The organism is Chryseobacterium ginsengisoli, from assembly GCF_039542325.1.
Classification (GTDB): domain Bacteria; phylum Bacteroidota; class Bacteroidia; order Flavobacteriales; family Weeksellaceae; genus Chryseobacterium; species Chryseobacterium ginsengisoli.
Genome location: NZ_BAABHX010000005.1, coordinates 268695 through 288380 on the forward strand (window position 1 = coordinate 268695; position 19686 = coordinate 288380).

The window sequence follows — 19686 nt, forward strand, 5'->3', positions numbered from 1 at the left end:
AATATGTGTTTTTAATTACCTTTATAAAAAATTTAAGCTATGAAACGAACTTTACTTATTTTGCTGACCACTGCTGGTCTTTGTTCAGCTCAACCCACGATTACCAAAGCATTTAATGATCCTGCCACAGGAGAAACTGCAAATTATTTAACGGTAAACGGAACACCCGATAATTCTGCAACAGGAGCAAATGCGACGTTCAACAACGCTTCTCTGACATTAGGTTCAGCATCTCCAACAACATATTCAACTCCAACTTCAGGAGAAGTGACAACATTTCCAGGTTCTACTATCAAAATGGTTGGAAGCGGAAATACTATTTATTATAAACAAACAGCTTCAAAACTGGAAATCACAGGTTTGGTAACTTCTGATGCTACTTTGAATCTTTCTGTAAATAACGGAACATTTATTTCTTATCCTGCCAACAATACTTATTCTGAAACCGATCAAGCGCAGGGAACATTTACCTCACCTTCTGCAAGCGGTTTGTGTAAAGGAACAATTACTATTGCTGCAGATGCTACAGGAACTCTGATCTTAGGCTCATCTACTTATTCAAACGTATTGAGAATAAAATCTGTTCAAAACTTCAACCTTCATTTACCGAATGATACAAGTTTTATATTTCCAATAGGATCAATTATCAATACATCTTATTCATACTACGACAATACGCACAAATTTCCTTTGTTGACAACCATTCAGACTGTGATTAACGTTCCTGTCGCGGGAATCAACAATCAAACGACAAACGCTGCTCAAGCTTTGAATACTTCAACATTATCAACAGGAGATTTGGCTGTTAAAAAAGAAGGATTAAAAATTTATCCGAATCCTGCTCAGGATTTTATTGAATTTAAAGGAACTGAAAATTATTCAACAGCTAAAATTTATAGTTTAGATGGAAAACTGGTAAAAACATCTGATGTAAAAGCTGGAAAAGTACAGGTTTCCGACCTTCCTTCTGCATCTTATTTCATTGAAGTTTCAGGAAAAGACAACAAAAAGCCGGAAGCTTCGAAATTTATCAAAAAATAGAATTTACATTTTAATTATTAATAACAAATCCGCCCGGAAATTTTCTAAGCGGATTTTTCGTCTGTATTAACTAAAAATATTCACTCATAATCATTAAATGCATTTTAAAATTTAACAATAATTAAAATTAAATTCACTTTTTATTGATTTTTTGCCCGTTTTTTGCTTTCATCTCAACAACACCAAACCTTAAAATATAAAGTCATGAAAAAATATCTCATTTTACTTCCGTGCATTATTTTTTCAGGAATAAAAGCACAAGAGACACCATCTGCCGAACCTTCGGAAAAGATGAATATCGTAAAAACAAATGTTACCGCTTATGTTTTTAGAAATATCAATCTTTCCTATGAAAGAGCATTCACAAACTGGTTTTCAGTAAATATGGGATTCGGAGTGATGCCCGAAGGAAAAGTTCCTTTCATTAATTCTTTTTTGAGTGATGAAGATGAAAAAAGATTTCAGAATCTTGAAGTAAAATCTTTCAATTTCACTATTGAGCCTCGATTTTATCTTGGCGCAGGTTATGGAAAAGGATTTTATATTGCGCCATATTACCGTTATTCAAAAGTGACTTCCAATACGTTTGATTTTTATTATGATTATACTTTCAGTGGGGCAACTTATCAGATTCCTTTGAAAGGAAACGGAAGCGCTCACGGAAATAGCGGCGGATTGATGGTCGGAGTTCAGTTTTTCTTAACACGAAGTCAGAACTTAGTGCTGGATTTTTGGATTGCAGGAGCACATTACGGAAAAGGACAGGGTGATTTCACAATGACAAGTGATGTTATCTTAACGCCGGATATGCAGGCTCAGCTGAAAAAAGAAATTGAAGACCTCGACATTCCTTATGTAAATTATACCGTAGAAACTAATGCAAATGGAGCAAGAGTAAAAGTAGACGGACCTTGGATAGGTTTCAGAAGCGGATTGTCTTTAGGATATAGATTTTAAAATATTTTATTTAAATAATTTTTTGGAACCGTTCTTTTTAAGGGCGGTTTTATTTTTATATTTAATTTTAATAAAATCTACTATGTTTTCTTCTCATCTTTCAATTCATTATGCCATTCGTTTTATTTTAGGATACAGATATTTCCTTAAATACAATGAAGTCTATAAAGATTCTTCATATATTGCCGGATCGGAAAATTTTTATGAAGAATTAAAACAAAAAGGAGTGCTAAACTTAGCTTTGATCCCTAGAAATAAAATAGAAGAAAATTTTATTCTCAGAAGATTCTCAAGTTTTAATCATGAGCCTTTGGTTGAAGCATTGTATTCCGGTTATTCTGAATATTTTTATATTTCATCAGAAAGAATAGTTCCAGTTAAAAATTACAGAAAACAATTTTTGCTAAGGACAGAAGATAATTTATACGAGGATATTTATAACATTATTAAATATTATTACGACAGTTCTTTAATAGAATCTAATGATTCAATGTATAAACATTTTTACGGAAGCGCATTTTCCCATCTCACAAGTAAAATTGACGATAATACACTTAAAATTTATCTATTGATGGATGAAAAAAAATATCGTCTTATGATGGCAATGTTTAGTATAAAAGGGGTTGGAAATATGGAAATGCATAATGGTCTGCAGGGAATGGAATTTTTACCAAAAGATGAAAATTTACGAACATATATGCTTCCTGAGCTTGGAAGTCAGTTCTTATATACAATTTTCAGATAATTTATATTTAAAATATTTTTCATACTTACAGAAAAGAAATATCTTTCCTTCATGAATTCATCACAAATCACCACCGCCCAAAGAATCAAAGCCATTGTCGGCGGATCGATAGGAAATTTGGTAGAATGGTACGATTGGTATGCTTATGCTGCATTTGCCATTTATTTTTCACATTCATTTTTTCCGGATTCGGATATGACAGCGCAACTTTTAAATACGGCAGGAATTTTTGCTGTAGGTTTCCTGATGCGACCAGTCGGAGGCTGGCTTTTCGGAAGTATTGCCGACAGAATCGGAAGAAAAAAAGCGATGACACTTTCTGTTTTATTAATGTCATTTGGTTCTTTATTAATTGCATTAACTCCAACTTACAAAACGATCGGAGTTTTAGCACCATTATTGTTGTTGGTTGCAAGATTATTACAAGGATTAAGTGTTGGCGGAGAATACGGAGTTTCCGCAACTTACCTCAGCGAAATGGCAACTTCAGAACGACGGGGATTTTATTCAAGTTTTCAATATGTAACGTTGATTGGCGGACAATTGATCGCGTTGGGAATTCAATTGATTTTACAGAAATTATTATTAACGGAAGCTCAACTCGAAGATTGGGGATGGAGAATTCCTTTCGTGGTCGGAGCTTTACTTTCTGTGATTGCCTTATATTTAAGAGCCAACCTTCATGAAACCGAAGCGTTTGAAAATAAAAAAGACGTCAGCGAAAAGAAAAAAGGCTCCATCAAAGAATTATTGAAACATCCAAAAGCATTAATTACCGTAGTTGGATTAACGTTGGGCGGAACTTTAGCATTTTACACTTATACAACGTATATGCAGAAATTTTTGGTGAATACAGTTCATCTTACAAAAGAAGAATCAACTTTAATTTCGTTTATTTCACTGTTTATCTTTGCTTGTCTGCAACCTGTTTTTGGAGCTTTATCAGATAAGATTGGGAGAAGACCTTTGCTTTTAAGCTTCGGAATTTTAGGAACAATTTTCACTTATCCGTTATTGAATGCTTTGAGTACAACCACTTCAATGTGGGGAGCATTTTTCTTAATTATGTCAGCTTTGATTATTGTAAGTGGTTACACTTCAATCAATGCAGTTGTAAAGGCTGAGCTTTTCCCTTCTGAAGTAAGAGCTTTGGGAGTTGGATTGCCTTACGCTTTGACAGTTGCGATTTTTGGCGGAACCGCAGAATATATTGCACTTTGGTTCAAACAGGAAAATGTAGAGCATTATTTTTATTGGTATATCACAGCTTGTATTTTCTTTTCATTCATTGTATATGCGGGAATGAAAGACACTAAGAAAACTTCGACTTTAGATAAAGATTAATTTCTTTACTGTGAATAAAAAACGCGCGGCTCAGGTTTCCTGAGCCGCGCGCTCTATTTTTAATGATAGGCTTCCCTAAATTTTGCCAGAATATTGTCCAGATTATGTCGCTGAACATACACACTTTTCACATCTTCATACCTCGGCGACTTGTAAAAAACTTCGTGGAAATCCATACTTCCATTCCCCATTTTTACCACTTTTTGTACTTCGATATTCAACTTTCTTAATTCGTCTTTAAAAACCTGAAATTCATCTTGGATATTCTTCATCTATATTTTTTGTATTTAAATTAAAACTACCTTTTTATATCAAACACCCTACCATTTTTAAGGGGTGGCGTTCAAATCCTGAATAAAGTTAGTGAATTATTTCATATAATTACAACATTTACTTAACATTTTTACAATTTAATTCAAAATAAAAAATCAATTTCACAACACATTTGCGTTTTGTTTAGATTTAATATTTATAGAAAACTTAAACAACTATTCTGAAACCCTCATTACAAAAGCTTTTTACAATGTTTATTAGTAAAATATTATATTTTCAACCTACCATTCTTGATTTGAAATCCAACGTTAGAATTTTCAGTCAAAAACCGCTGAAAAAGGGTTGCACCCTTTAAAAAATAACATTTACCTATAAAAAATCTGTCAAATCAAAAGGCGGAATTTCCAAACAGGAATTTTTAAAAATCTTACAGAAAGAATACAATTTCAAGTAAAAAAATAAAGGTTAAAATCAATTGATTCTAACCTTTATTTATGTTTTATAAACAAAATTATTATTTCGAACTTTCCTCTTCCTCCATTTCTACTTCATGTCTCAATTGCGCTTTGTATAAAGTAGAATAATAACCGTTTTTATCTAAAAGTTCAAGATGTTTTCCTTCTTCAACGATCTTTCCATGCTCCATGACGATAATTTTATCCGCTTTCTCAATGGTAGAAAGTCTGTGTGCGATGATAATTGATGTTCTGTTTTTCGTAATTTTCTCCGTTGCTCTTTGGATTAATTTTTCACTTTCGTGGTCAATGGAAGATGTGGCTTCATCCAGAATTAAAATCTTCGGATCCGATAAATAAGCTCTCAGGAAAGACAATAATTGTCTCTGTCCTAATGAAATCGACGAACCTCTCTCGCTCACGACATAATCGTAACCTCCGGGAAGACTTTCGATAAATTCATCTACTTCAATTTCCTTTGCACCTGCTTTTATTTTATCTAAAGTAATCGTTTCGTCGCCAAACGCAAGATTCTCAAAAATACTTCCGTGGAACAGGAACACATCCTGCAAAACAACTCCGATGTGGCTCCTTAAATTATATAATTCATAATCTTTAAGATCAACATCATCAATTAAAATATTTCCTGAATTAATATCATATAATCTTGTAATCAAGCTGATAATTGTAGATTTTCCGGCTCCAGTTGCTCCTACGATGGCGACAGTTTCTCCCGGATTTACTTTAAAATCAATTCCTTTTAAAACTTCCTGTTTATCATCATAAGCAAAATGAACTCCTTTGAATTCAATTTTTCCGTCGAAGTGATCTTTTTCTACTTTTCCGGTATTCGGCATCGAATTATCTTCATCCATTAAACCCAATACTCTTTCCGCTCCTACAATTCCTCTCTGGATATTATTGAATCGATCAGCAATCTGTCTTAAAGGACGAATCAGCATAGAAATATATTGGATAAATGCAATGACAACACCCGCACTGATCGTAATATAACCTCCATAAAAAAGGATAAATCCGATGAAAAGCGAAGAAATCAATTCAACCACAGGAAAGAACAATGAGAAAATAAAAACCGTTCTCAATAATGCACTTTTTAAAGTAATATTAATATCATCGAATTTTTTAAACTCAGATTCCTGTCTGTTGAAAACCTGAATAATCGGCATTCCCGCCAATCTTTCCTGAACAAAAGAGTTTTGATTAGAGGTCCAGTTTCTTTCGTCACCGAAAGCCGTTTTCAGTCTTTTCTGGAAAAATCTTGTAATCACGACCATCAAAGGTAAAATTGCCAACGTAATATAACTCAGGTGAACGTTTGTGCTAAACATCATCACTAAAACGAAGATAATTCTCAACACGTCTCCAAAAACCATCAAAAATCCGTCTGTATAAACGGTTGCAATAGTTTCCACATCACCAACCGCTCTTGTTACCAATTGCCCGATCGGGGTTTTATCAAAAAACGATGTTTTAAAATAGATCAGTTTATTATAAAGCCTTTCACGTATATCTCGGATCACATTTTGTGAAATATAATTAGAGAAATACACCAAAAAGAAGTTTAAGACCGTTTCTGCAAATACCAAACCTACCAATAAGTAGATGTGTTGCATCATCAAAGCTTTGTCTTTTAACTTTGTGATGTCATTATCCACAACTTGCATTGTAAGATAAGGTCTATAAGTAGAAACTAATGCCAATATGATGGAGATGATTAAAGTAAGGATGAACCAAGAACGAAACTTCATTCCGATAAAGAACAGCCTCTTTACAATTCCCCAGGTATCTTGTTTTTTCATTGTACGAATTGAAGAAAAGAATTAAATAAAATTCTCTGCAAAAATAAGACTTTCTAATTTGACAAGCTTTACAACTTCATTAATTCCTGATGAAAAATTCAGATCGATGTTATTTATGGTATAGATGGAAAACAGATAAGCAGATTATCATAAAATTAAGATGATGAAAAATACTGTGTCGTCGGAGACTTCCGACGGCAAGATTTTGGTGATTCTTACTGTCGGAACTTCCGACGGAGCAAACCAATACTCAGGGAAGCTTTCGGAGATCTCCGACGGGGCAAACCAAAACTGTTTCAGATCGTCGGAACTTCCGACGGAGTGAACCAATACTCAGGGAAGCAAAAATGAACGCTCGACGAGGCAAACCACAAATAATAGCCAATAATTCTTCAAAAACAATCAAAAAAAATATTCCATCCCAAAGCGAGATAGAATATTTCTATTATTTAAAATTCTGATTAATTGACTTTTTTAAGCCAGTTCAGAATATATCCCGCAACTTCTTCCCATCCTTTTTCTCCGGCGATAAAGTGACTTCTTCCTGGAAATGCTTTAAAATCCACAATACTGTTTTTATCTTTGTAAGCGCCCGCAATTTTTCTTGAAAACTCTGCCGGGAAAATATGATCATTTCCTCCTGCAATAAACAATAACGGTTCGTGAGGTTTCTTTAAATCTAATTTTGCAGATGATTTGAATAACGGATCTTTTGCCAGTTTTCTACTTTCCGGTGCAGCAACGGTTTCATATAATTTGTCGCTTTCTTCTTTTGAATAATTGTTGAAAAATGCTTTATGATACCATTCTTTTGAACCTAAGAATACAGTGTTTCCTTTAAAAAAATTCACGACAGGCCAAACTATTTTCACAGTAGAAAATGGAGCCATTACATTTTTTGGAGGAGCGCCGTCGATACTTACCCCGGCAACCGCTTTCCCCATATCAATTAACTTCTGAACCATCAATCCTCCGAATGAATGTCCGATAACAATTGGCTTTTCTGGAAGTGTATCTATAAATGCTGATAAATATTTTACTACATCATCGAAACCTACATCTTTTAAATCGGAAGGAATGTTCTTTTTCAATTCTTTCGGATCTCCTTTATGTCCGGGATTTGCAGGAGTGTGTACGGTGTAACCTTGCGCCTCGAAATAAGTTTTCCATTCTTTCCAGCTTGTATTGTTCACAAATAATCCATGAATTAATACGATAGTTTTTGTTTTCATAACTTTTTATTTTTAATTGGTTTTAAATTATGAGACAAAGTTCCGCGAATAAAATGAGGATAATTTTAACCTTGGTTAAAATCGTATTACTTACCCGAAATTCTTTTTCGGATTCTGCTCAGAGACGGTCCCTGAATGCCTAAATAAGAAGAAATATGATACAACGGAACATTATTAAAAATATCAGGATGCTGTTTGATCAGGTCTAAATATCGTTCTTCAGGAGATTTTAAAATAAATCCTTCGATTCGGGACATGGTAATATTAAATGCTTCCTGCGCAAGAAGTCTCCCGAACTTTTCCCAACGATGCGACTGATTATATAATGATATCAAATCTGTATATCGAATAAAAATAATCGAAGCATCCGTTAAAGCCTGCGTATGATAATCACAAGGAATCTGATTGATAAAACTTTTGAAAGAAACCACAAAACCATTGGCAGAATAGAGAAAAACATTTTTCTCCTCCCCTGTTTTTTCATCAATCGTATACGAACGGAAAACACCATCAACAATAAATCCGAAATAGGTACAAACCGTTCCGCGAAGATTATAGAAATCTCCTTTTTTATAATTTTTAGGCAACCAGAAATCTTCAGACAGTTTAAAATCTTCCGCTGTAAGTCCGGCAAAATGATTGAGGGCAAAAGCTAGTTTTTCGATTTCATTCATGGTTTTAGTTTTTAGTTAGATTATTAAAATTAAAATGGTGACTTTGAAACATCAAGCCACCATCATTTATTATAATTCTTTTCCGATTTCTTCTATTTCCAAAGAAGGTTTTTGACGATTCTCTTTGATAAATTTGCTCTCAAGAAACATATACACTCCACATACAGCAGCAATCGAAAGTAACCAGCTTACAAGATTAATTCCTGAAAAAGCCATAAAATTGGAATCATCCAAAGATTCAGGATCAGTAATTCCTTTATAAATTCCATAAGAAAAACCGAACACCAATTGAGTTCCCAAATAAACTCCAATTGCTAGAAGTCCGTAATGCCACTTCGTTTTTCTGAATTTCTCGGCAAGTCTTGCATAATATCTGTATGCAGCGATCAAAATAAAAATACCCATCATAATATTATTAGTTTTTTATATTACTTTTTTTACCACAAAAGAAACAAAAGCTATTTGATTCTCCAATCTTTGTTTTAATATAATAACACAGGTTTGCAAAAGAACAAAAATTAAAGATTTTTAAAACTTATGTGTTCTTATTTTGCGGTTTAACACTGAACTTAAATTACTAATGTGCTAATCTTTTGTTTCTTTTGTGGTTAAAAAAATTAATCAAATTCATACCCCACATCTACCAAATAAAGTCCGTGAGCCGGCGCAGAAGTTCCTGCAGAATTGCGGTGTTTATCTTCAATCACCTTTCGTAAATCTTCAGGTTTTAATTTTCCAGAACCAATTTCCACCATTGTTCCAACAATTGCTCTTACCATATTTCGTAAAAAACGGTTTGCCGAAACAGTAAATTTCAACTCGCTTCCCTTTTGCTCCCACTCTGCTTTGTACATTTTACAAAGATTGGTTTTGTTGTCTGTGTGAAGTTTGGCAAAACTTGTAAAATCTTCATATTCAAATAAAATTTTACAGGCTTCATTCATTTTATCAATATCCAGAGGTTTTCTCCAATGTTGCCAAGCAGATTCTTCCGTGAACGGATTTTTTTCCAGCGAAATATAATATTCATACGTTCTGAAAGTTGCATCAAATCTTGCATGGAAATCATCTTTCACAGGGAAAATTTTTTTAATAGAAATATCAGCCGGAAGAAAACTGTTCAATTTGCGTGGAAGTTCTTCATCCAAAACTTTTTCAGTATCAAAATGAGCAAAAATCTTCTTTGCATGAACTCCTGTGTCTGTTCTACCCGCTCCTGTTGTTTTAATTTCTTCTCTTAAAATCGTGGAAAGTGCTTTTTCCAGTTCTTCCTGTACGGAAATAGCATTCGGCTGAATCTGATAGCCGAAATACTTCTTGCCGTTGTAGGAAAATTCAATAAAATACCTCAATGTAATAAAATAACTCTACAAAAATAATCTAATTTAATGATAATCAATAATTGAATTTTTAAAATAAATATTGAAAAGTAGCTACCATATTACCCCAAATCCATGTGAAATTTCCTATTTTTGCAAACGTATGAAAAGATGGTACCTCTATCCTTTTTCCCTCGGTTATCATATGGTAACGGGTATCCGAAACACGATGTATGATCTGGGAATTTTTAAATCAACGAAATTCAAGACTCCGATAATCTGTGTCGGCAACCTTTCTGTGGGCGGAAGCGGAAAATCGCCGATGGTGATGTACCTTGCCCAGTTTTTATCCAAACATTACAGAACGGGAGTACTTTCCAGAGGTTACGGAAGGCTGACAAAAGGTTATGCCGTAACGAATTACGAAAGCAACTACAAAATGGTAGGCGATGAAGCAATGCAGTTGTTTGAACGTTTCAAAAACCGTTTTGTGATCGCAGTTTCAGAAGAAAGGGTTCCGGGAGCAAAAAAAGTGATCGAGGATATGGATCTTGATGTTTTGGTGTTGGATGATGCAATGCAACACAGAGCGATCAAACCCGGATTCAATATTATGATGACGGATTTTAATGATCCTTATTTTAAAGATCATCTTCTTCCTGCAGGAGATTTGCGAGAATCGAGAGCGGGATCAAAAAGAGCGGATATCATCATGGTAAGCAAATGTCCGGATGAACTTACTGATGAAACCAAGCAGTATTATATTTCAAGAATAAGACCGGATCGCACCCAAAAAGTATTCTTTTCATCCATCGGATACGACGAAAATGTGCACGGAAGAGAAAAAATGCTTCCCGATAACAACCTGAATTATTACGACATTCTTTTAATTACAGGAATTGCGAATCCGAAACCTTTGCTGACTCACCTTGCTAAGTTTTCGCAAAGGGTAAAACATTTAAAATTCAGAGATCATCATAATTTTACCGATGCTGATATCAAAAATATCATCGCAGAATATAAAAAATTAGGTGAATATAAATTAATCTTAACAACTGAAAAAGACTACGTTCGTCTTAAAAGTTTTGACTATCTTAGAGATATTGTTTACTATTGGCCTATCAATGTGATTATTGATAAGAAGGAAGAATTCAATCAAATCATCTTAGATTATGTTAGAAAAAATTAAGCAAACCGCCGAGTTTATAAAAAACATTATTAAAGAAACTCCTGATTTCGCAATCGTTCTAGGTTCGGGCTTAGGAAAATTACAGGACGAAGTTGAAGCCATTCATACGTTGGAATATCCTGAAATCCCGAATTTCCCCCAAACTACGGTTGTCGGTCATGGCGGAAAACTGATTTATGGAATTCTCCAAGGCAAAAAAGTATTGATGATGAGTGGTCGTTTTCATTATTATGAAGGTCATTCCATTGAAACGGTTGTTTTCCCGATCCGTGTTTTTCATTTACTGGGAATTAAAAATTTAATTCTTTCCAATGCTTCCGGAGGAATTAATAAAAGCTACAGCATTGCAGATATTGCTATTATAAAAGATCACATCAACATGATGCCCGAACATCCGCTTCGTGGTAAAAACATTGATTCTTTTGGTCCTCGTTTTGTTGATATGAGCGAACCTTACAACAGAAAAATGATTTCGGTTGCCGAAAAAGTTGCTTCTGAAAATAATATTAAAATTCACCAAGGTGTTTATGTTGCTCTTCAAGGGCCAACTTTTGAAACTCCCGCAGAATATGGCATGATTAAAGCGATCGGCGGTGATATGGTCGGAATGAGCACCGTTCCGGAAGTAATTGTTGCCAAACACATGGGAATGGATGTTTTCGGTATTTCGATTGTTACAGATTTGGGCGGATCAGATATTGCACATTCTGTTTCTCATGAAGAAGTTTTGAATGCTGCGAATAAAGCGATGCCGAATGTGATTACTATTGTGAAAGGCTTGGTGAAGAATTATTTATAATTCACTCCATTTTTTCTCCATTAAACTTAAAATATAAAGTTCGTTCTTATATTCAACAAAAAATAAGCTATTAGTTTTCATCACCAAAGGTTTTCCTAAATCATTTTCATCAACTTCTGTAACATCTTGTTTTGAAGCTGCTCCCAGTTGAAAATTAATCTTTTTCGATTTATTGACGTAAAAATTTAATGGAGACTCTTTAAAATTGTATTCATTTTGAGTTTGGCTTATCTTATTTATTTCAATTTTTTGCTCTAAGTATCCTATTCGTAATTCTCTAATAATCTCTCGTTTATAAATATCAACATCAATATTTCTTTCTGGAAGTTGTTTGAAAAAATTATTAAGAGAATCCAAATATACCAATGGAACTTTATTATCAAAATTTTCAAATTTTTGTTTAAAAAAGTTAATTTTCAGATGTTGGATTTTTCCCAAGTTGGTAACCGTAACATCATACTTATCATCAATTTTACACAAATATCCCACTTCTTTTCCATCAAAATAATCTGTATACAAATACTTTACTCTATTTTCAGAAATATCAAATAATTGAGATAATGTAAATGAAGGTTTTTTATGAATTATGACTACACGATTCTGTTCATCTTCCATTTTGTTAGCAGTATTTCTTAAAAACATAAATACCAAAATAATTAACGCTATAATTGCTACACATATTGAAATCAAAACTCTTTTCTTCATTTATTTTAAAATAAAAACTTTGTATAAAAATACTTTAAAATATAACCTCATCACAAGATAGATACCATCAATCTCATAAATTTTCACTAAATCAGCAAAAATAAATCCCTAATTACGTTTCATTGTTTAGATTTGCATAAAATGAAATTGAAAAAATGAGAAAGTTCTTATTAATTTTTACATTAAGTATTTTTGGGTTAGGCTGTTCGCAACAAACTCCGAAAGTTCTAAAAACCGGTTTTTCCAAAGAAGCTTTAGCTCAGAAACTGGAAGATGAAGAAGGAAAAACTGTTACCATTCAGCAAATTTTAGATCAACATAAAGGAAAAGTTTTAGTAATTGATTTTTGGGCAGGATGGTGCAGAGATTGTTTAAATGCTCTTCCAAAAGCTAAAGAATTAGAAGAAAATAATAAAAATATAGATTTCGTTTTCCTTTCATTAGACCGTTCCAAAGAAGGTTTTGGTAAAAGTTTGGAAAGATTTGAAATGAAAAACAAAGAAAATTATTGGTTCGCTTCTGGCTGGAAGAATGACTTCAATAATTATATAGACTTAAACTGGATTCCCAGATATATGGTGATCGATCAAAAATCTGCCATTGCAAAATATTACGCCATAACTCCCGATGATCCAGAAATTCAGGCTACGATTGATAAGCTTTTGAAATAGCACAAAACACTAATGACCAACACATTAAAAATAATTATCATAATTTTATTACTTCAATTCGTTGTACTAAATTCTCAATCTAAAATAATTGATTATTTAAACATTTCTAGTCCTATAAGAATTGAAAATAAATCATATAATTTGGCGTGGAGTTCACACCCAAGTTCAGATTATTATAAGCAAGAATATTTAAGTTCAAACGAAAAGCTTGAACATTATAATAAATTGATTATTATTGAATTTGTTGAAGGAGATTTTAGTCTTGATAAAGTTGTTGATCAAAAAGTGAATGAGATTGAAAATCTAAAAAAAAATAATCCACTTGTAAATTATAATGTTTACGAAAATAATGGCGAATATATTTTAGATTTTCTTGTAAGTGAAAACTCAAAGGATGGAAAAGAAATTGAAATTGTAGAAAGAAACGTATATCGCTACAAACTAATCTCAAATTCTGAAAAAAATGGTGTGATGCTTTTTGCGGTTAGTGAGAGAGCTTATGAAAATAATATAAATAGTTTTTTTGAAAATCTTAAAAATAACAATACAGATTTAATTGAAGTTGTTGGAAATTATCAATTACCGAATATAAAAGTAAAATAATTCAAGCCAAAGAAAATAATTAAAAATACAGGAATCCATATCTTTACGGTATGGATTCTTCTTTTCCTATCCGCAAAATAATTCATGTCGATATGGATGCATTTTATGCTTCCGTGGAACAGCATGATAATCCTGCATTGAGAGGAAAAGCCCTTGCTGTTGGCGGCGAACATCGTGGAGTTGTTTCCGCAGCGAGTTATGAAGCCAGAAAATTTGGCGTCCGTTCTGCGATGTCCAGTAAAATAGCTAAAGAAAAATGTCCGCATTTGATATTTGTTCCTCCCCGATTTGCACGTTACAAAGAAATTTCGAAAAAAATTCGGGAAATCTTTCATGAATATACCGATTTAGTGGAACCACTTTCTTTGGACGAAGCTTATCTTGATGTTACAGAAAATAAAAAAGGAATAGAATCTGCCAATCAGATTGCGAAAGAAATTCGTCAGAAAATATTTGAAGAGACAGGATTAACGGCTTCTGCAGGAATTTCCGTCAATAAATTTTTAGCAAAAGTAGCTTCCGATATCAATAAACCAAACGGACAAAAAACAATCCATCCCGATAAGATTGAAGAATTTTTAGAAGAACTGCCTGTTGAAAAATTTTACGGCGTTGGAAAAGTTACCGCTAATAAAATGTTTAGTTTAGGCATTTATAAAGGAAAAGATTTAAAGAAAAGATCCATTGAAGATCTCACACGAATGTTCGGAAAATCCGGAGCATATTATTACAATGTCGTTCGTGGAATTCACAATTCTGAAGTAAAACCTCATCGCATTCAGAAAAGTGTTGCCGTGGAAAGAACTTTCTTTGAAGACCTTTTTGATGAACAGCAGGTTGATGAAAAATTACAGAGCTTAAGTGAAGAACTTCAAAACCGTTTACAGAAAAATAATATTCTCGGAAGATCTTTAACTTTAAAAATTAAATATAAAGATTTCTCACTTTTTACACGAAGCATTACCAAAGAAGAATATTTTTCATCAGCCGAACAATATTTCAATACCGGGAAAAAACTTTGGGAACTTCGCCCCTTTGATAAACCTGTAAGATTGTTGGGATTATCACTTTCTCATCTTAATACAGAAGAAAAAAAACTGGTTTCTGTTCAACTAAAAATACCGTTTAAGGAATTTGAAGATCAATAAATTGAAAATTTTTCACTACATTGTAGTAACCAAATTTACAATTTTATGAATGAAACGATGATTCAATTTTTCCACTGGTATTCGGAAGGAGAAGGAAAATTATGGAAAGAAGCCGAAAAACAGGCAAAATATTTATCAGATCTGGGAATCACAACAGTTTGGTTTCCTCCCGCATATAAAGGAACAAGCGGAGGTTATTCTATCGGATATGACACTTATGATCTTTACGATCTTGGAGAATTTGACCAAAAAGGAACAATTCCCACAAAATACGGAACTAAAGAAGATTATTTAAAAGCTATTAAAACCCTTAAAGAAAATAAACTGCAGATTATTGTAGATATTGTTTTGGGACACAAAGGCGGTGGTGATGAACTGGAAACTTTCAAAGCTGTAAAAGTAGACGAAGAGAATCGTGAAAAAATAATTTCGGGTGAAATAGAAATACAGTCTTATACCAAATTTACATTTCCCGGGCGTGGAAAAAAATATTCAGATTTTGAATGGAACTTCACTTGCTTTAGCGGAGTTGATTATGCAGAAGGAATGGATTCCCACATTTTTAAAATTAAAAATGAATACGGAACCGACTGGGAAGAAATGATCGATGACGAAAAGGGAAACTACGATTATCTGATGTATAATGACATCGAACATCGTAACCCATTTGTTCGCGAGGAACTCAATAATTGGGCAACATGGTATTTTGAGCAGACCGATTTTGATGGAGTCAGACTTGATGCCTTAAAACATATTTCTTTTGATTTTTATAAAGAATGGATCACCCTACTCCGCTCCAATTCTGGGAAAAACATCTTTGCTGTCGGCGAATATTGGGCTCCCGGATATTTGAATTTACTTCAAAAATATATTGAGGTTACGGAAGGATGCATGAGTTTATTCGATAGTTCGCTGCAAAATAATTTTCACACGGCTTCCAAAGAAGGAAATTCTTATGATCTAAGCAAAATCTTGGACGGAAGTCTTACTCAGGCAGATCCGCTTCATTCAGTGAGCTTGGTAGACAATCACGACACACAGCCTTTGCAGGATTTGGAAGCTCCTGTTGAAGAATGGTTCAAACCGATCGCTTATGCCTTGATTTTATTGAGGAAAGATGGTTATCCTTGTGTTTTTTATCCTGATTTATTCGGAGCACATTATGTTGATAAAGATAAGGAAGGTAATGATCAGGAAATATTTTTAAACAAAGTTGATGGAATTGAAGAACTCTTGAAAGCCAGAAAAGATCATGCTTACGGAGAACAGAGAGATTATTTTGAAGATACAAATTGTATTGGCTGGACTCGCGAAGGAGATGATGAACATTCCGGCTGTGCGGTTGTTTTGAGCAATAAAGATGCATACGAAAAACCTCTGGAAATGGGCGAAAAATATATTGGAAAAGTCTTTTTTGATGTGTTGGGAAGATCCGAAGAAAAAGTAACAATCGATGAAAAAGGTTGGGGAAATTTTCCGGCTCCGGCTGGAAATGTGAGTGTTTGGATTGCTGAATAGTTTTATTTTAAACCACCCATATCATTTGTCATTCCGTAGGAACCTAAGTATAGTATTAGAGATAAATAACAAAAATAATCGCTTAGATTCCTACGGAATGACAGACGTGAGGGATAATTTTTTTCGTGAATTTTAAACTAAACTTTTCGGAGTTCCAGAATTTCAGGTCTTTCTGAATCATCAGAAATTTTTCCGCTTCGAGCAAATTCTGCCCACAGTGCACGAAGTTTTCCTCCATTTTCCTGAATATGATTCCAAGGAACATCTTTTAATAATTCTGAATTTTTCCATGCAGATTCGTTTTCAAAAATCAACGGAAGATCGACGCAATGGGAAGCTCCGATGTAATTGTTTTTTAGTTTGGAATGAATTTTAAACTGATAAATATTTCCACCACCTTCTTTGTAATTTTGAGCAAAAATATTTGCAGGTTTCTCATAAATTGACTCTGTGGTTTTACGAACTATTTTATTGAGAATTTTTTCATGCAGATATGTGTACAACCCTTCTTTCGCTGTTTTTACGTAGAAAGCCGTTTCATCGTTGTTTAAACCTATTAAAACATCATATTTTTTCGCATTTTCTTTCCATTTTGGAAGGCTTTCCTCCTCCTTGCATAAAGGCGGATAACCATATTGTGTACAAAAAGGCATTGAAGTTTTTAAACCATATTTTCTAAATGACGGTAAAAATCCCGCATAACTTTCGGTCATTTTTAAAGGATCAGTTTCATCTTTCAGCAATTCTGTTTTCCTGAAAAATTCCAGAGACATTCGACTTCTTTTAAGACGAAAACCAAGCGGCGCACTTTGAATAATTGCTCTTTGAAAAAAATTTTCTACTCCTTCAGAAATCATTAAATGTGCAATCGCATCGCCTCCGGAAGATTGTCCTAAAAGTGTAATATTTTCTTTATTTCCACCGAAACTCTGAATATTTTTTTTGACCCATTTTAAAGATTCAATAATATCGAATAACCCCAGATTGGGAAGTCTGTTTTCATCACCACCTAGAAATCCAAAAAGTCCGAGACGATAAGAAATAGAAACGATAATGATATTCTGTTCTTTTACCCAAAATGTAGGATCGGAAGTAGGAAGATCGCCACAGCCAATTTCATAAGAACCACCATGAATCCAAACTACGACAGGTAATTTTTCATTTTCATTAAATTTTTCGGAACGGGTGATCGTTAAGAATTGTGGAGATTCATCGGGTTGAAATTTTTCAATGTCTGTTTTGCCAATTAATCTTTCTAAAAGCGGAGTGATATGTTGCGGGCAAACCGGAGTTTTATCTGCAATTTCGTATGATTCTACAGATTCTAAAGCAACAGGCATTTTATATCTTTCCGAACGGGCATAACGAATACTTTTAGCTTTAATAACTCCGTTTTCTTTTAAGGCTAAAATTTTTCCGAAAGGCGTATAAAATATGTGAGTTCCTATATTTTGCCGTGTTGTCATCCCAAAACAAAATTTATTTTTTCATATTAAATTTAGTAATTTTTTTGTTTTGATCAAACACTAATTTTTTCAACCGCAAAAGTCACAAAAGATTAACACTTTAGTTATTTTAAGTTTATTATTAAACCGTAAATAAGAACACATAAGTTCTCTTCAAATCTATTTTCAGAGTCTGTCATCCCCTAGGAATCTAAAAATAGTATTAGAAATAATATGGAAAGATTAGTCCCTAGATTCTTTCAGAATGACAAACCGAGTGGATATTTTTTTAATATTTAAAGAAATTAATTCAAAGTTTTATACTCACTTGGAGAAACCCCAACTTTACTTTTGAATAGTCTTGTAAAATGTTGTGGATATTTAAAACCTAAATCATAAGAAATTTCGCTGATAGATTTTGTAGGATCGAAAATCCGATCTTTTGCCACATCGATCAATTTATTATGAATGAATTCCTGCGCAGAAACTCCAAGTTCCTTTTTAATAATATCACCAAAATAATTTGCTGACAGATTAAGCTGCTCTGCAAAATAATTGACCATCGGGAAACCAATATTTTTAGGTTTTTCAGACTTTAAATAATCATTTAATAAATTTTCAAATTTACCGATAACTCCCTGATTCACATGATCTCTTGTAATAAACTGACGGTCATAAAAACGCATACTGTAATTTAAAAACAACTCAATATTGTTGACAATTAATGATTTGCTGTGTTTGTCGATCGCCTGTCCAAGTTCATGTCTGATGTTTTTAAAACATTCCAGAATAATTTCCCTTTCCTTTTCTGAAAGATGCAGTGCTTCATGAACATCGTAAGAAAAGAAATTATAATCTTTAATATTTTTACCCAAATTCGTTCCCTTCAACAGATCAGGATGAAAAATTAAGGCAAAACCAGCGGGTTGAATATATTTTCCTGCATTATAAATTCCGTAGGTTTGTCCGGGTGCAATAAAAACCAATGTGCCTTCCTGATAATCGTAACTGTGTTTTCCATACAACATATCACCGCACATCACATCTTTCAAAAAAACGGTGTAGAAACCAAACGTTCTTAAATGTTGACAGATAGGATCAGATTTAGAAAAATCAATCACGCTTACTAACGGATGCAGGGTTTCATGATTCGCCATTTTATTATATTCTGAGACACTGTTGTAGATTTCAACCTCCTGATTTTCCATGAAGTACATTTTTATTACTATTCAAAATTACTACTTTCTAAACTTACATTTTATGGTATCGGTAAAATTGGTACATCTTTCCGTAATTTGTATAAGTCTGGTTTATCCAAAAGTTTCGACTTTTGTAACTGTTATGGAAACATTTAATCAAAACATTTTTCCAAAAGGAGAAAAAGCACCATCAGAATATTTCTCCGGCGGAACAGCTTGGGTACAAATCTTAAAGCCCAACGAAGATGAGCTTAATTGCCAGATCGGAAATGTAATTTTCGAACCTAAATGCAGAAATAATTGGCATTCTCATGGCGGCGGACAGATTTTAGTTGTAACTTCAGGAACAGGTTTTTATCAGGAAAAAGGCAAGCCCGCGCAGATTTTGAATCCTGGAGATGTGGTAAATATTCTTCCCAATATAGTTCATTGGCATGGCGCAAGTCCGGAAAGTGAATTTACTCATATTGCCATTAATCCAAATACTCAAAACGGTATTGTCAATTGGCTGGAACCTGTAACGGATGAGGAATACAATAATTTATAAAA

21 protein-coding genes are annotated in these 19686 nt (G+C 33.4%); 12 read left to right on the forward strand and 9 right to left on the reverse strand.

What is annotated here, in order from left to right; all coding sequences use genetic code 11:
• The first annotated feature begins 39 nt into the window (after positions 1 to 39).
• The 4 genes from ABD940_RS16490 (at position 40) to ABD940_RS16505 (ending at position 4087) form a co-directional block, all read left to right on the forward strand.
• Positions 40 to 1041, forward strand: a complete 1002-nt coding sequence (locus ABD940_RS16490) for a T9SS type A sorting domain-containing protein (RefSeq protein ID WP_345206416.1) — start codon at positions 40 to 42, stop codon at positions 1039 to 1041.
• 204 nt (positions 1042 to 1245) lie between these two features.
• Positions 1246 to 1998: a DUF3575 domain-containing protein gene (locus ABD940_RS16495; protein WP_345206419.1), complete on the forward strand. Its 753-nt coding sequence runs from the start codon at positions 1246 to 1248 to the stop codon at positions 1996 to 1998.
• A gap of 82 nt (positions 1999 to 2080) precedes the next feature.
• Positions 2081 to 2743 carry a hypothetical protein gene (locus ABD940_RS16500; protein WP_345206421.1) on the forward strand — a complete coding sequence of 221 codons (663 nt, stop codon included), beginning with the start codon at positions 2081 to 2083 and terminating at the stop codon, positions 2741 to 2743.
• A 51-nt stretch (positions 2744 to 2794) separates the two neighbouring features.
• Positions 2795 to 4087 (forward strand): MFS transporter, encoded by a 1293-nt coding sequence (locus ABD940_RS16505; RefSeq protein ID WP_345206424.1) that lies wholly within the window; start codon positions 2795 to 2797, stop codon positions 4085 to 4087.
• Between the two features lie 59 nt (positions 4088 to 4146).
• Here ABD940_RS16505 and ABD940_RS16510 read toward each other — a convergent pair whose 3' ends face one another.
• Both ABD940_RS16510 and ABD940_RS16515 read right to left on the reverse strand, forming a co-directional pair.
• The gene (locus tag ABD940_RS16510) at positions 4147 to 4359 is read right to left on the reverse strand and encodes a hypothetical protein (RefSeq protein ID WP_345206426.1); all 213 of its coding nucleotides are present in this window, start codon (positions 4357 to 4359) and stop codon (positions 4147 to 4149) included.
• A gap of 515 nt (positions 4360 to 4874) precedes the next feature.
• On the reverse strand, positions 4875 to 6635 hold the full coding sequence (locus tag ABD940_RS16515; RefSeq protein WP_345206429.1) for an ABC transporter ATP-binding protein: 1761 nt from the start codon (positions 6633 to 6635) through the stop codon (positions 4875 to 4877).
• Positions 6636 to 6798: 163 nt separating this feature from the next.
• Between ABD940_RS16515 and ABD940_RS16520 the strand changes: the two genes are divergently transcribed.
• Positions 6799 to 6960, forward strand: a complete 162-nt coding sequence (locus tag ABD940_RS16520; RefSeq protein ID WP_345206432.1) for a hypothetical protein — start codon at positions 6799 to 6801, stop codon at positions 6958 to 6960.
• A gap of 136 nt (positions 6961 to 7096) precedes the next feature.
• On the opposite strand, the gene ABD940_RS16525 is transcribed toward ABD940_RS16520, so the two are convergent.
• The 4 genes from ABD940_RS16525 to truA all read right to left on the reverse strand — a co-directional run bounded on the left by ABD940_RS16525 (position 7097) and on the right by truA (position 9893).
• Complete coding sequence (locus ABD940_RS16525) at positions 7097 to 7867, reverse strand: alpha/beta hydrolase (protein ID WP_345206434.1); 771 nt, start codon at positions 7865 to 7867, stop codon at positions 7097 to 7099.
• A gap of 86 nt (positions 7868 to 7953) precedes the next feature.
• Positions 7954 to 8541 carry a Crp/Fnr family transcriptional regulator gene (locus ABD940_RS16530; RefSeq protein WP_345206436.1) on the reverse strand — a complete coding sequence of 196 codons (588 nt, stop codon included), beginning with the start codon at positions 8539 to 8541 and terminating at the stop codon, positions 7954 to 7956.
• A 69-nt stretch (positions 8542 to 8610) separates the two neighbouring features.
• A complete protein-coding gene (locus ABD940_RS16535) occupies positions 8611 to 8949 on the reverse strand; it encodes a hypothetical protein (RefSeq protein WP_345206439.1) in 339 nt (112 codons plus the stop codon).
• Positions 8950 to 9158: 209 nt separating this feature from the next.
• A complete protein-coding gene (truA, locus tag ABD940_RS16540; protein ID WP_345206441.1) occupies positions 9159 to 9893 on the reverse strand; it encodes a tRNA pseudouridine(38-40) synthase TruA in 735 nt (244 codons plus the stop codon).
• A gap of 130 nt (positions 9894 to 10023) precedes the next feature.
• Here truA and lpxK point away from each other — a divergent pair, with 130 nt between their 5' ends.
• Both lpxK and ABD940_RS16550 read left to right on the forward strand, forming a co-directional pair.
• Complete coding sequence (gene lpxK, locus ABD940_RS16545) at positions 10024 to 11049, forward strand: tetraacyldisaccharide 4'-kinase (protein ID WP_345206444.1); 1026 nt, start codon at positions 10024 to 10026, stop codon at positions 11047 to 11049.
• Complete coding sequence (locus ABD940_RS16550; RefSeq protein ID WP_345206446.1) at positions 11033 to 11848, forward strand: purine-nucleoside phosphorylase; 816 nt, start codon at positions 11033 to 11035, stop codon at positions 11846 to 11848. Before lpxK ends, ABD940_RS16550 begins: the two co-directional genes overlap by 17 nt.
• On the opposite strand, the gene ABD940_RS16555 is transcribed toward ABD940_RS16550, so the two are convergent.
• Positions 11843 to 12553 (reverse strand): hypothetical protein, encoded by a 711-nt coding sequence (locus ABD940_RS16555; RefSeq protein WP_345206448.1) that lies wholly within the window; start codon positions 12551 to 12553, stop codon positions 11843 to 11845. The two genes, ABD940_RS16550 and ABD940_RS16555, sit on opposite strands and share 6 nt — an antisense overlap.
• A gap of 155 nt (positions 12554 to 12708) precedes the next feature.
• Between ABD940_RS16555 and ABD940_RS16560 the strand changes: the two genes are divergently transcribed.
• The 4 genes from ABD940_RS16560 (at position 12709) to ABD940_RS16575 (ending at position 16493) form a co-directional block, all read left to right on the forward strand.
• Positions 12709 to 13224, forward strand: coding sequence for a TlpA family protein disulfide reductase (locus tag ABD940_RS16560; protein ID WP_345206451.1), 516 nt, complete (start codon positions 12709 to 12711; stop codon positions 13222 to 13224).
• A gap of 141 nt (positions 13225 to 13365) precedes the next feature.
• Positions 13366 to 13827 (forward strand): hypothetical protein, encoded by a 462-nt coding sequence (locus tag ABD940_RS16565; RefSeq protein ID WP_345206453.1) that lies wholly within the window; start codon positions 13366 to 13368, stop codon positions 13825 to 13827.
• A gap of 50 nt (positions 13828 to 13877) precedes the next feature.
• Complete coding sequence (gene dinB, locus ABD940_RS16570; RefSeq protein ID WP_345206456.1) at positions 13878 to 14975, forward strand: DNA polymerase IV; 1098 nt, start codon at positions 13878 to 13880, stop codon at positions 14973 to 14975.
• Between the two features lie 45 nt (positions 14976 to 15020).
• Complete coding sequence (locus ABD940_RS16575) at positions 15021 to 16493, forward strand: alpha-amylase (RefSeq protein ID WP_345206459.1); 1473 nt, start codon at positions 15021 to 15023, stop codon at positions 16491 to 16493.
• A gap of 137 nt (positions 16494 to 16630) precedes the next feature.
• On the opposite strand, the gene ABD940_RS16580 is transcribed toward ABD940_RS16575, so the two are convergent.
• Positions 16631 to 17959 (reverse strand): carboxylesterase family protein, encoded by a 1329-nt coding sequence (locus ABD940_RS16580; protein WP_345206463.1) that lies wholly within the window; start codon positions 17957 to 17959, stop codon positions 16631 to 16633.
• Positions 17960 to 18243: 284 nt separating this feature from the next.
• Positions 18244 to 19146 carry a helix-turn-helix domain-containing protein gene (locus ABD940_RS16585; RefSeq protein WP_345206466.1) on the reverse strand — a complete coding sequence of 301 codons (903 nt, stop codon included), beginning with the start codon at positions 19144 to 19146 and terminating at the stop codon, positions 18244 to 18246.
• A 52-nt stretch (positions 19147 to 19198) separates the two neighbouring features.
• Between ABD940_RS16585 and ABD940_RS16590 the strand changes: the two genes are divergently transcribed.
• Entirely contained in the window at positions 19199 to 19684 is a 486-nt protein-coding gene (locus tag ABD940_RS16590) for a cupin domain-containing protein (RefSeq protein WP_345206468.1), read from the forward strand.
• Positions 19685 to 19686: the final 2 nt, after the last annotated feature.

Coding starts and splice junctions, on each gene's coding strand:
- ABD940_RS16490 (WP_345206416.1), top strand. CDS start 40: ATGAAACGAACTTTACTTATTTTGCTGACCACTGCTGGTCTTTGTTCA.
- ABD940_RS16495 (WP_345206419.1), top strand. CDS start 1,246: ATGAAAAAATATCTCATTTTACTTCCGTGCATTATTTTTTCAGGAATA.
- ABD940_RS16500 (WP_345206421.1), top strand. CDS start 2,081: ATGTTTTCTTCTCATCTTTCAATTCATTATGCCATTCGTTTTATTTTA.
- ABD940_RS16505 (WP_345206424.1), top strand. CDS start 2,795: ATGAATTCATCACAAATCACCACCGCCCAAAGAATCAAAGCCATTGTC.
- ABD940_RS16510 (WP_345206426.1), bottom strand. CDS start 4,359: ATGAAGAATATCCAAGATGAATTTCAGGTTTTTAAAGACGAATTAAGA.
- ABD940_RS16515 (WP_345206429.1), bottom strand. CDS start 6,635: ATGAAAAAACAAGATACCTGGGGAATTGTAAAGAGGCTGTTCTTTATC.
- ABD940_RS16520 (WP_345206432.1), top strand. CDS start 6,799: ATGAAAAATACTGTGTCGTCGGAGACTTCCGACGGCAAGATTTTGGTG.
- ABD940_RS16525 (WP_345206434.1), bottom strand. CDS start 7,867: ATGAAAACAAAAACTATCGTATTAATTCATGGATTATTTGTGAACAAT.
- ABD940_RS16530 (WP_345206436.1), bottom strand. CDS start 8,541: ATGAATGAAATCGAAAAACTAGCTTTTGCCCTCAATCATTTTGCCGGA.
- ABD940_RS16535 (WP_345206439.1), bottom strand. CDS start 8,949: ATGATGGGTATTTTTATTTTGATCGCTGCATACAGATATTATGCAAGA.
- lpxK (WP_345206444.1), top strand. CDS start 10,024: ATGAAAAGATGGTACCTCTATCCTTTTTCCCTCGGTTATCATATGGTA.
- ABD940_RS16550 (WP_345206446.1), top strand. CDS start 11,033: ATGTTAGAAAAAATTAAGCAAACCGCCGAGTTTATAAAAAACATTATT.
- ABD940_RS16555 (WP_345206448.1), bottom strand. CDS start 12,553: ATGAAGAAAAGAGTTTTGATTTCAATATGTGTAGCAATTATAGCGTTA.
- ABD940_RS16560 (WP_345206451.1), top strand. CDS start 12,709: ATGAGAAAGTTCTTATTAATTTTTACATTAAGTATTTTTGGGTTAGGC.
- dinB (WP_345206456.1), top strand. CDS start 13,878: ATGGATTCTTCTTTTCCTATCCGCAAAATAATTCATGTCGATATGGAT.
- ABD940_RS16575 (WP_345206459.1), top strand. CDS start 15,021: ATGAATGAAACGATGATTCAATTTTTCCACTGGTATTCGGAAGGAGAA.
- ABD940_RS16580 (WP_345206463.1), bottom strand. CDS start 17,959: ATGACAACACGGCAAAATATAGGAACTCACATATTTTATACGCCTTTC.
- ABD940_RS16585 (WP_345206466.1), bottom strand. CDS start 19,146: ATGGAAAATCAGGAGGTTGAAATCTACAACAGTGTCTCAGAATATAAT.
- ABD940_RS16590 (WP_345206468.1), top strand. CDS start 19,199: ATGGTATCGGTAAAATTGGTACATCTTTCCGTAATTTGTATAAGTCTG.